Genomic DNA, 10832 nt, shown 5'->3' with positions numbered 1-10832 from the left:
TAATTTTATACTATTTTTAGTTTTAGTAAATTTTAGACTAAATTTTTATAAAAATTTTCTTATAGCCATTATGAACAATAAATCTAGGTAATGCTTTATAAAATATACAAGGAATTAGATAGGTGGCCGGGAGATAGGGACACCTAGAGTGTAAAAACATTTTTCATTACTACAAGTACCTAAAAATGGGATTTCTATGGCATTTTTAAGAGTATAAATTTTGACTCTTTCTGGGTAAAAAGATGTAACAAGCCTATGTAACAAGTCTAGCACCATTAATTCCTTTCCTCTGCGATATTTTATATAAAATTTCGTCCAAAATTTTAGACGATTTTTATTTAAATATATTAATCGGCAACCGTCAGGTTATCTAGATACTTAGTCTTTTGCCTGGCGCTGTCGCACCTTCAAGCGTGCTTAGCGTTAGCGAATCGTTGTCTGGGTTTAGTAGTCTATCAAGAGCGGCGCAACTGGTTTTCATGAGCTTAGTCACCTTTGTTTTGGCTGTACTGTACATTCCAGCTTTAAGCTAACCTCTGATATAACCAACAAAAGGCTTTACATTTACTGTATATTATATCAAACGCTCCAATTTTCCATCCTAAGCTCGCTTATATCTTTAAAATCTTTTTCATTATTCGTAACTAAAACAAGATCATTACTAAGCGCTACGGCGGCAATCAGCATATCCATATCGCCTATCCTTCTATTTTTATTTTTCATCTCAAGCCTTATTTTACCGTAGCTTGCTGCGTTTTTGCTCGTAAAATCCAAAACGCCGAAATTTGAGATAAAATCGCCCATGAGTTTTAAATTTAGCTCTTTTTGAGTAGAATTTTCTATACCGTAAAACATTTCGGCTACCGTTATACTGGAAATAAAAATATCCTTTTTGCCATATCTAGTTAAATGGCCTAGTATATTTTGACTGTAAGGCTCGGCGTTAGAAACCAAGTAACTACAAATATTGGTATCGAGCAAAAACATTATTTAAATCCGAAATTTCGCTCTTGCGGCAAGCTTTGCTCGGCTCTTTCAAATTTAACTCCAGCATCTTTCAACTCATTTAAAGTCTTAAATAGTCCGCTCCATTCATCATCTTTAACCGGGGTTAAAACCACTTCGTTATTATCAAAACTCTTTAGTATAAACTCTTTGACGTTGTCTAAATTTAGGCTTTTTGGAAGCCTTAGTGCCAAAGAATTACCGCTTTTGAATACTTTTAATCTAGCCTGCATTATTACAACCTTTTGTATATATTTTTCTAAATATATACTGAACAAGATAAAAATATTCTTATATTTTGCTCGTTTATAGTATCGGCATTGCAATGTTTTTTTTGATAAATCTTATGCAAAAGGTAAAAAGTAAGAATGGATAAAAATGTGGAGCAAATAGCGTTAAGAGCGTTTTTGTATAGGTATGGACGTAAGGTAAAAAATGGGAACTTAAAATGCAAAAATCTAGGCATTTTTCGCATTTTGAAATCCAAACTTCAATTTGCCTCAAAAACTTCAAAACCCCTTTAAATCACGCCTTTTCTGATATGCGCTACGGCTCCGCATGTAAACTGCCCGGGCTGGGGAACTTACTTTAACATCGACGGTGCAGATGTCTGGGGTATAGAGTTTAGCGCAGACTACGACATACTAAAAAATCTAAATTTGCGCGGCAACTACACATACAACAACTCCAAAATCAAAACCGGCGACCCGACTATCAATACCCCAAACGGCCCGGTCAAATTTAGCCAGACCAACCTTAGCCGACTAGACGGCAAATCTTTGACTGCAACGCCCGAACACGCGGCAAATTTGACGCTAACGTATAAGCCTATCGCAAGCGTGAGTACCTTTGCCGGGGCAAACTACGAGAGCGAGCTAACTAGCGTCAAATTCGGCCCCGGCAATAAAGTAAGCGAAAACGACAAGAAGCTTTTTACCGTCGATTTGGGTGCCAGCTGGGAGGTAAATAAAAATTTAAGCTTAAATTTGACCGCCTACAATATCTTTGATAATATCCGCTACGACGAGGGAATGGCCGATGACGGCAACTACTACTGGTATCCTGAAGAGGGCAGGAGATTTTGGTTTAAGGTAAGCGCGAAGTGGTAAGGGCCGTTAAATTATTTTTGGGAGCTTTAATTATGATTGCTGCAGCCAGCGCAAAGCCTACTCAGTACATAGAGCCGATAGATGAAAGCGTTTATCGGCTTTTTGATGTTAAATACTCCATAGTAGAAAGCGCGGGCGGAGAAATATATAAAATTTTTCAAGCCGTCCCGAAAAACCGCAACGTTTATCCAAAAACGATTTTTATGCTCGATGCGAATGCGCAATTTTCCATGCTGCTTAATTTATTTAAAAATTTTACTTCTAGCGGTAGCGTGCCGCTTATCATAGGCGTCGGATACGATACGCCATTAGCTTACGATACCGCAAGGCGAACAAAGGACTTAACGCCTTTAGCTCAAGGTGACGAATACGAGCAAGGCGGCAATGCAGACAAATTTTATAAATTTATAAAAGAGAGGCTATTGCCGTTTATATATAAAGAATACGATATAAAAAATAGCGAAAAAATATTTTACGGCCACTCTTTTGGCGGACTATTTTTAGTTTATTCGCTTCTACAAAACGACGGTATATTTGATGAGTTTTTTATAGCTTCTCCGTCTCTTTGGTGGGGAGATTCAAAAATTCTAAAGGACGCCTTAGATAACGACGGCAAGCTAAAAATTAGATTAAAGGCGAGTCTTATAAGAATTAGCGTAGGAGAATTAGAAAAAAGAGCGAGCAAAACGGACAAAGAAAATATACTAAAAGCGGCAGATCTCGCTGAATTTCTGAAAAAGTCGGGCGTCAAATACGAATTTAAAATCTACGAAGGACAAGGACACGGCGACGTAATACCGCTAGTGCTAAAAGATATCGTAAGGCATGTAAGCGAATAATTTAAACCCACAGATAGATATTGATTAAAAGATTTTAGAGGCAATTCTTTTTTTAATATCTAAATTTATACCAAAATACCGAATAGAAAAACAAAAGTAAATTTTTCTATAAACTCTAATTCGCTTGAATTTAATAAAAACAACATCTATATATGGTAATATGTTAATACTTACAGCAAACTCAAATGAGTTTGCTGTAAGGTCTTAGCAGACGGCCGATATTTTTCTTTGGCCAAGCAAAAGAAAAACATAAAAGCTTAGACGAAACTTTATCAATCAAAAAATGATTTTTTGTCAATAAAACGTCTAAGTTTTTCTTCGGAAGCTTTTAACGATCATTCGTTAAAAGCTTATAAATGCTTCCTATTTGCAAGCATAGGCGTACAATATACGCCTTGGTAAGCACTACTGTTAATTTGAGCATATTTTATTTTATATGTGGTCATATCAAATTTGTTTTATAGTCCCACTAGAAATATTATCTTAACAGGCTTTTGAGAGCCGTCTACGGCAAATTTTTAGACAACCTTGCAAAATCAATAATAATATTTTCTATTTTTCATAAAATTTTTGGGTGCCGTGCCGTAATAATCGCAAAAAAGCTTGCTGAAGTGGCTTTGATTTTTAAAGCCCGTCGCAGCCGAAATTTCGGCGATATTTAGCTCCGAGCCTTGCAGCATCGCCAGCGCTCGCTTCATTCGCTCTTCACGTAAAAATTCGTAAGGAGTTTGCCCAAACAAACTTCTAAAGCCGACTTTAAGCTTAAATTCGTTCAGCCGCACCTGTTTTGAGAGTTCTTTTATGGACGGCGGATTTTTGATATCTAAGCTCAAAATTTGCCTGGCTTTTTGTAGCGCGTTTTTGTCCGCTTCGTCTAGTATAACATGCTTATTTGGGTATTTTAGGTGGCTAAATTCGTTATAAATAAGCTCTAAAATTTTACTTTCCAAAAGTAGTCTTTCAAGCGGCTCGTCGGTATTTAGCGACAAAATTTGGTTTAATAAAATTTTATTTACGGCGCAGGTGTCGTTTTGCGAGACGAGTTTATTTGCGCCAAGCTCGATAAGATCGCCGAAATTTGCACTCATAAACGAATTTTCTAGGAATAAATTTATTCCAGCGTGCGCGCCGCCGTAAATCTCTTGATCCGAGCTTGGTAGATCGACCGAGCTGATCGTGGATAGTCCGCTTTTGTATTCGATTTTGCCATTCGACAAGCTTAGGCTGATGCCTCCTTGTAGGGTGAAATTTATAAAGCAACCCTGCAAAGCATGAAAATCGCCGACTATTTTGGTGTCGTCTTTGACGTCCATTTTTAGCGCGCCGAAGGCTATTTCATCGCTTAGCGCGATATTTCTGGCACGGATTTTGACGCCAAGACCAGTCAAAACTCCGTCTTCGCTGCTATTAAATTTATCCATAAAAACGTCTGCAGATACCGTGCGCAAATTTTTCCTTTAAATATAAAAATAAATCCGTCATTTGTAAATTTTGGATTGATAATAAATCTCAAAACTATTATACTATCCTTGAAGTAAAGAAATTATAAAAGGAGTCTAAAGTGAGAAAAATTTTGATTTTAAGTGCGGTTGCGACGCTAGCTATAGCAGCTCCTGACGTTATGTTGGAAGAAGTCAGCGTATCGGCTCAAAAGATCGATGAAAACGCTAGCGAGGTAGCGGCTGCGGTGAGCGTGCTAGACGAAAAAGAGTTGCGGCTTAGAGAAACAAAAGATCTAAACGGGCTTAGGAGCGTATCGTCAAATTTATCGTTTTTGCAAGGCGGAGGTATTTCGCTTTTTATCATGCGCGGCGTTACGAGCGATTACGCATTTGATAGCCCAAACGTCGGGCTCTATCTTGACGGCGTGAGCTATCTTGGCACTTACGGTAACTACGTATTTTTAGAGGATATCGAGCGCATCGAAATACTAAAAGGCCCTCAAAGCGCACTTTACGGCAAAAATGCTTACGCCGGCGTGATAAATGCAGTCTCCAAAGCCCCGACAAACGAACCGCAAGCTAAGATCGGGCTAAAACTGGGCAAAGATAGTCTGCGAGGCATTAGCTTTAGTGCAGGCGGAGCAATAGTAAAGGATAAATTTCTAGCTAGTTTTACAGGTTTTAGCGAAAAGAAAAACGGTTTTATGTATAACGAAAATTTAAACAAAAGCGACGACTACAAAGATGCCCTTTACGGCAAAATTTATTTTAGATTTTTGCCTACGGATGAGCTTACGGTAGATCTTATTCAAAATCATTACAAGATAGCTAACGGTGCGCAAAGATCAAATCTGCCTAACGCGACCGATAGAACGCGTTATGCTAACGGCATAGAAGGCAAGGAAAATGCCAAAAACTACGAAGCATCGCTCAAAGCCGAATATAGATTTAGTGATTACGCGCTCACTTCGCTTACGACTTTTAGGGATTATAAAAACGACAGTAGTTACGACGGTGATCATCGCCCCGCGTCCTTGTTGGATGTGTATTACAAAGAGGATAGAAAGGATTTTACGCAGGAGTTTAGATTTAGCGCCGATAACGCGTATGGCAAATTCGTCCTAGGTGCTGCGGCGGGCGCTACGCAAAGAGACGTGCGAAGTAGCGTAAACAGCGTGATGTTCGGCGGTATTCGCTCGCTGCAAAATAACAAAACCAGAAGTAAAAACTACGGCGTTTTTACGCATAATGAAATTTATCTGCCGCTTGATTTTTCGGTTATTTTGGGAGCTAGATTCGACAAAGATAGGGTCAAATTTCAAAACCGCATGAGGGGTGAAAATTTAAGCGATTCATATAGCGCGCTATCGCCTAAGATTGGGCTAAAGTATGCTATAAACGACGAGGTTACGGCGTATGCGAGCGTATCTAAGGGTTATAAGCCGGGCGGTTTTTGGGCCGCCTCGCCTACGTCTAAAAAATGGTACGATAAAGAGACTATGACTAGCTACGAAGTCGGCGTAAAAGGGGCTTGGGAGCGGTTTGAACTAGGCGCCGCCGTTTTTCGCGCCGATATCAAAAACAAGCAAGTAGTAAGCGTCATCGTAGCGCCTAATATCACGGTGGCAGAGAACGCAGGCAAGGCTCGCTCTCAGGGCTTTGAGTTTGACGCCGCAACGCTTTTAACGGATGGATTAAAGCTTAGCGCAAATTTGGGATATGCAAAAAGCGTTTTTAAAGACTATAAAGACGCACAGGGCGATTATAGCGGTAAATACGTATATTACGCGCCAAGACTAACTTATGGCGCAGGGCTTTCGTATGAGGCTCCAAGCGGATTTTACGCGGCGGCATTTTTGCGAGGACAGAGCAAATTTTATACCGACAAGGCCAATGTCGTAGAAAATGCGGGCTACGCGACCGTCGATGCAAAAGTAGGCTTTAATCACAAAAATACCAACGTTTATATTTACGCTAATAATCTTTTCGATAAAGATCACGACGTAAAATACGCCACGATGCACTACCTGTCCGACCCTCGCGAGATCGGCGTAAAATTCGAGTATAAATTTTAAGGAAAAAGATGAAAAATTTTAAATTTAAAAGCGGCGAAAATCTAAGCTACGAGGACTTGGGTAGCGATTTTAAGGATGTTTTGGTTTATCACCATCCGCTGATGATTTTTCCGCAAAATACCTTGATAAATTTCTGCGAGAAAAATCAAATAAGGCTCGTTTTGATATACAGAAGCGGGCATTTTGACAGCTCGCTTTTTAGCGCGGACGATAGTTTTTTAAAATTCGCCTTACGCTTAAAAGAGCTTTTCAAGGCCTTAAATCTAAGCGAATTTAGCGTGCTAGGCGAGTCGGTGGGCGCGGCTTACGCCTACGCTACGGCAGTAGCTTGCGGCGAAGAGGCGAAAAAGGTATTTATACTAAGCGGATTTAACGCCCAGCCCGAGCTTTTGACAAGCTACTCCGACTATGCGCACATAAAGGAAATTTACGATTTCGCTTTGCGTAATACTCCTGAAAATACGGCGCAAATGGCGTGGGAAAAATACGGCTCGCAGGCTAAGGGTGCGCTAAAAGAAGCGATAAAAGCTCAGCTTAACGGCATCGGTTTTGACCTTTGGCTTCAAGCCAGACCGTGGGGATTTGAGCTAAAAGACGTCTCGCAAAGCGTGCTTATGTATCACTCCAGAGCCGACGAGGAAGTGCCTTTTGCCGTCGCTTCGCAAGTGTCGAGGATGCTACCGAGCTGCGAACTAATCGCCGCCCAGGATACGCCTCATCATAGCGCAAAGGCGCTTTTAGATTTTTTAAAGATCATCAAAGAGCGGTTGTAAATTTAGCTTTTGCGTAAATTTTACGAGCCAAATTTGCGCCGTTTTAAGCGTAAATTTAAGCTCATTTTGCGGTTTTTCTGTTGCGGGTAGGTTTGCTTGATTCGGGATAAATTTACCGCCTTTTTTGCGCCAGAGACTTAAATTCGGCCTTGCGTTCGGATTAAATTGCGTGCGTTTAATCCGCATTGCCGACGCGGGCTAAATCTGCAAAGCGATTTGCAAAACTCCGTGGAATAAAATTTACGCCGTTTTTTTATACTGGACGGCGACTTAAATCGCGCAAAATCGCAATCCGCTAGATAAATTTATAAATCTTTATAAAATAAATTAGGCTCAAAACGCAAAACGCCGCCGCGCCCAGCACGACCGCTCCGTAACCCAACGTCCCCGCCAAAAGCGTTCCGAGATAAAACGAAAATATCTGAAATGTCATATTTAAGCTGCTTTGCACGGCATATTCGCTAGCGGGTCGCCGTCCCGAGGCACGTTGCATCATCATCGTGGAGATTATCGTCGCTTGCGCCATATATACCGCATACGCCGCGCTCGAAGCAAAAAGTACCGACGTGCGGTCCGTCCAGCCGCCGATAGGTAACCAGATGGCCAGGATGCCTAGCGTCTGCATCGCTACGGCGTATAAAAAGGCTCTTTTAGCGCCTAGCTTTTTTACCGCAAAGCCCGCCGCGAGCGCACCCGCGAAGCCAAATATCGTGCCGTATATGTGCAAGACCTCGCCGATATCTTCCAGCTTCCAGCCGATATCTACGAGCATCGGGCTAAGCAGTCCAAACGCCGCGCAGATACCGATAGATTGTACGAAAAGCACGCTAAGCCAAGCCTTTTTGTCCTTAAAAAAGCCAAACATCGCCCTAAAATCCAGCCCCTCGCCGGCGTTTACGCGCTCAGGCTCTTTAAAGAAAGCAAGGCTAAACAAGGAAACTGCTATCAAAGACGTCAAGAATAAATTCGCCTCGCTCCAGCCGGATTTTGCGTAGATTACGAGCGTTAGGCCGTTACCGGATACGTGTCCTATCAATCCGCCGCTAAGCTTGAGGGCGTTTGTGAAGCTTAAATTCGAGCTGTTTGAAATTTTAATAAAAAATGCGTTCGACGCCATCGTCCAGGTGGCCGAGATAAAGGCCAAAAGCACCGCTAAAGCAATTACGGCAGATAAATCGTCGCGCGGATTTAGAAGCGAAACCGCATATAAAATCGCCAAAGTAAGGCACTGAAAGGCTAGGATAATCTTTTTGTAACCGCCTATTTTTAGCGCTATAGCGTCGATAAACGGCGACCACAAAAAAGCCAAAACCGCGAAAAGTCCAAGCCCTCTAAGCGCGCCGACGCGCTCTAAACTAAAACCGTCTTGACGCAGGATGCTAACGAGTCCCTCGCCGAAAAATCCGATGCAAATAAACTGCGCGATGCAAAGACTAAGCACAGTTAGCGACCTGTAAAGCAAATTCATCCTTTAATTTTTTAGTTAGATTATATTTAAATGGATAGGTGTTATCAAGAATATTTTGACGTTTAGGGGATAAATTTTTATATTTTAAGAACTTTTGACAAAATTCGGCCGCATCACCAAAGCACAAAAAAGATCCAGCCATCCGCTTAGGTTTGGTATTGCTAACTCATATAATAGTTTAGTATGTATAGAGTAAAAAAGAAGCCTGCTAAATATTTTAGCTAAAAACTTCGACAACTTTGTGCCCGAAAGTAAAAGCTAACCCAACTAAATTTCCATTCCCATACTATTTCTACCGGCTATTTTACTTTTCATTTCATCCTTTATTTCATTTGGTTCGTCATCTAATAGCTTACTAAAATTCGGTATTAGAGAAAATGCAAATGAAGAAAACATACTAGCATTGAAGTCTCCAAAGATCCTACATATTACCACACATGGATACTTTATAAGCGATGAGAACATAACAAACCCTATGTTAAAATCAGGAGTTGCACTTAGCGGAGCGAATATAGGCATAAAGCAACAAACTGGCGAAGGTCTTGTAAATGCACTTAAACTATCAGGACTAAGCCTAGATGGAACCGATCTGGTTGTGCTATCTGCGTGTGAAACAGGCTTAGTAGATATTAAAGATACAAGTTCTGTAGCAAGCTTACCTAAAACTTTTATACAAGCTGGTTCTAAAAACGTACTAATGAGTCTATGGTCTGTAGACGACAGTAGCACGGTAGAGTTAATGAGAGAATTTTATACCGATACAAAGGGTAATGAAAAGAAATTTAACGAAGTTCTAAGAAATGCAAAGATCAAGATGATAAAAGAAGGTAAACATCCGTTTTACTGGGCCGCTTTTATAATGAGCGGAGAGTAATACAATAACTCACCAAACCGCAAAATCATAACCTAAAGCGATGTCACAATAATGCTTTGTGACATCGGTCTTCTTATACTTTCAATGTTTTTAATTTTTAAATGAGATTTTTATATGCTTTATCTACTTCAGTAATATGTCCAGGTATAAATTTATTAAAAATAAATTTTAGTAGTTTGCTATTATTTATTTATATCAACTTTTTTGAGTGCCTATGTATTAATGTATTCTGATATTCTTAAATAGCAAAAATAAATTTTTCAAGGAAAAACTTAGACCTCTTATCGATAAAGGTCATCTTTAGTAAAAAAGTTTCGTCTAAGCTTTGTTTTTCAAATAAAAATTTTGCCCGTCTGGCTAAGACCTTACAGCAAGCTCAGTCCGAGCTTGCTAAGTAAGTTTATCAACATATAAAAATGTTGATGCTTAATAGGGGTGAATATAGATAATTAAAGTGTATGGTAGCATAATTTTACGTAATGTTACATAAGGTAAAACCACGTAAAACACGTATAGTGAAGTACAGTAAGGTAAAACACGTATACTAAAGTAAAACTACGTAAAATAGGTATACTTAAGTATAGTAACGTAAAATACGTATAGTGAAGTCACGTGAAGTATAGTTAAGTGAAGTTAGGTTAAGTATAGTAAGGTATAGTGAAGTAAAACAAGTATACCTAGGTAAAATCACGTAAAATAAGTATAGTGAAGTAAAGTTACTTAATAAAATGTATTATGAGATATATTAGTAACTTACCATTTCAACTTTTGCTTTTAATACACTAGCATTTATATTTGTAGCATATGTTCCAAGTAAAATTTTATACTGCTTCTCATGTCCTACTATTTGAGCTATGATATTTGGCTCTACTTCTTGTTGGACAAGCGTATCTATAAAATAGTGCCTAAACGAGTAAAAAGTCTTTTGCTTGTTGCTACTTATTAGTTTTCTTTGTATTTGTGATCTAAAAATTTCAGAAAAGTCTTTATTACTTACTTTAAAGATGCTTTTATTTGCACTAGCTCTTTGTTTTACAAACTCCATTAGCCCAAGCTCTATTAACTTACTATGAATAGGCACGAGCCTTATGGAATTTATGTTTTTTGGTACTCTTACCATCATCTCTATTTATACTAAAGCAAAGCACGTTATTGTGCTGCACAATGTCACATGCTCTTAGCTGAACTATCTCATTTATTCTCATGCCACTATATGCTGCTATCATAGTTATATAGTATAGATCATT

Annotated in this window: 12 protein-coding genes; 5 read left to right on the top strand and 7 right to left on the bottom strand. The window is 39.4% G+C overall.

The window, feature by feature from the left end:
- Window positions 1-579: 579 nt before the first annotated feature.
- Both vapC and F3G66_RS08295 read right to left on the bottom strand, forming a co-directional pair.
- A complete protein-coding gene (vapC, locus tag F3G66_RS08300) occupies window positions 580-987 on the bottom strand; it encodes a type II toxin-antitoxin system tRNA(fMet)-specific endonuclease VapC (protein WP_149707782.1) in 408 nt (135 codons plus the stop codon).
- The gene (locus F3G66_RS08295; protein ID WP_087586665.1) at window positions 987-1238 is read right to left on the bottom strand and encodes an antitoxin; all 252 of its coding nucleotides are present in this window, start codon (window positions 1236-1238) and stop codon (window positions 987-989) included. Before F3G66_RS08295 ends, vapC begins: the two co-directional genes overlap by 1 nt.
- 291 nt (window positions 1239-1529) lie before the next feature.
- Between F3G66_RS08295 and F3G66_RS08290 the strand changes: the two genes are divergently transcribed.
- Both F3G66_RS08290 and F3G66_RS08285 read left to right on the top strand, forming a co-directional pair.
- The gene (locus tag F3G66_RS08290; protein ID WP_316346436.1) at window positions 1530-2114 is read left to right on the top strand and encodes a TonB-dependent receptor domain-containing protein; all 585 of its coding nucleotides are present in this window, start codon (window positions 1530-1532) and stop codon (window positions 2112-2114) included.
- A 32-nt stretch (window positions 2115-2146) separates the two neighbouring features.
- Window positions 2147-2953 carry an alpha/beta hydrolase gene (locus tag F3G66_RS08285; protein ID WP_223154250.1) on the top strand — a complete coding sequence of 269 codons (807 nt, stop codon included), beginning with the start codon at window positions 2147-2149 and terminating at the stop codon, window positions 2951-2953.
- A 536-nt stretch (window positions 2954-3489) separates the two neighbouring features.
- On the opposite strand, the gene F3G66_RS08280 is transcribed toward F3G66_RS08285, so the two are convergent.
- Complete coding sequence (locus tag F3G66_RS08280; protein ID WP_149707780.1) at window positions 3490-4401, bottom strand: helix-turn-helix domain-containing protein; 912 nt, start codon at window positions 4399-4401, stop codon at window positions 3490-3492.
- Window positions 4402-4514: 113 nt separating this feature from the next.
- On the opposite strand from F3G66_RS08280, the gene F3G66_RS08275 reads away from it, so the two are divergent.
- Both F3G66_RS08275 and F3G66_RS08270 read left to right on the top strand, forming a co-directional pair.
- On the top strand, window positions 4515-6470 hold the full coding sequence (locus F3G66_RS08275; RefSeq protein WP_087586663.1) for a TonB-dependent receptor: 1956 nt from the start codon (window positions 4515-4517) through the stop codon (window positions 6468-6470).
- Window positions 6471-6478: 8 nt separating this feature from the next.
- Window positions 6479-7243 carry an alpha/beta fold hydrolase gene (locus F3G66_RS08270; RefSeq protein WP_149707779.1) on the top strand — a complete coding sequence of 255 codons (765 nt, stop codon included), beginning with the start codon at window positions 6479-6481 and terminating at the stop codon, window positions 7241-7243.
- On the opposite strand, the gene F3G66_RS08265 is transcribed toward F3G66_RS08270, so the two are convergent.
- A complete protein-coding gene (locus tag F3G66_RS08265) occupies window positions 7217-7429 on the bottom strand; it encodes a hypothetical protein (protein ID WP_149707778.1) in 213 nt (70 codons plus the stop codon). The genes F3G66_RS08270 and F3G66_RS08265 overlap by 27 nt on opposite strands.
- 109 nt (window positions 7430-7538) lie before the next feature.
- Entirely contained in the window at window positions 7539-8705 is a 1167-nt protein-coding gene (locus F3G66_RS08260; RefSeq protein ID WP_188115852.1) for an MFS transporter, read from the bottom strand.
- Between the two features lie 277 nt (window positions 8706-8982).
- On the opposite strand from F3G66_RS08260, the gene F3G66_RS08255 reads away from it, so the two are divergent.
- Complete coding sequence (locus F3G66_RS08255; RefSeq protein ID WP_149707776.1) at window positions 8983-9585, top strand: CHAT domain-containing protein; 603 nt, start codon at window positions 8983-8985, stop codon at window positions 9583-9585.
- 745 nt (window positions 9586-10330) lie between these two features.
- Here F3G66_RS08255 and F3G66_RS08250 read toward each other — a convergent pair.
- Both F3G66_RS08250 and F3G66_RS09660 read right to left on the bottom strand, forming a co-directional pair.
- Window positions 10331-10705: a site-specific integrase gene (locus F3G66_RS08250; protein ID WP_223154249.1), complete on the bottom strand. Its 375-nt coding sequence runs from the start codon at window positions 10703-10705 to the stop codon at window positions 10331-10333.
- Window positions 10653-10832, bottom strand: a 180-nt coding sequence (locus F3G66_RS09660; protein WP_262483390.1) for a site-specific integrase, incomplete at its 5' end; no start/stop codon positions are given. The genes F3G66_RS08250 and F3G66_RS09660, both read right to left, overlap by 53 nt.

The sequence above is a fragment of the Campylobacter concisus genome (assembly GCF_902460665.1).
GTDB classification, from domain to species: domain Bacteria; phylum Campylobacterota; class Campylobacteria; order Campylobacterales; family Campylobacteraceae; genus Campylobacter_A; species Campylobacter_A concisus_AL.
Note: the sequence above shows the minus strand (reverse complement) of the source record. Positions and strands in the feature narration are given on the sequence as shown.

Coding starts and splice junctions, on each gene's coding strand:
- vapC (WP_149707782.1), bottom strand. CDS start 987: ATGTTTTTGCTCGATACCAATATTTGTAGTTACTTGGTTTCTAACGCC.
- F3G66_RS08295 (WP_087586665.1), bottom strand. CDS start 1,238: ATGCAGGCTAGATTAAAAGTATTCAAAAGCGGTAATTCTTTGGCACTA.
- F3G66_RS08250 (WP_223154249.1), bottom strand. CDS start 10,705: ATGGTAAGAGTACCAAAAAACATAAATTCCATAAGGCTCGTGCCTATT.
- F3G66_RS08270 (WP_149707779.1), top strand. CDS start 6,479: ATGAAAAATTTTAAATTTAAAAGCGGCGAAAATCTAAGCTACGAGGAC.
- F3G66_RS08265 (WP_149707778.1), bottom strand. CDS start 7,429: ATGCGGATTAAACGCACGCAATTTAATCCGAACGCAAGGCCGAATTTA.
- F3G66_RS08285 (WP_223154250.1), top strand. CDS start 2,147: ATGATTGCTGCAGCCAGCGCAAAGCCTACTCAGTACATAGAGCCGATA.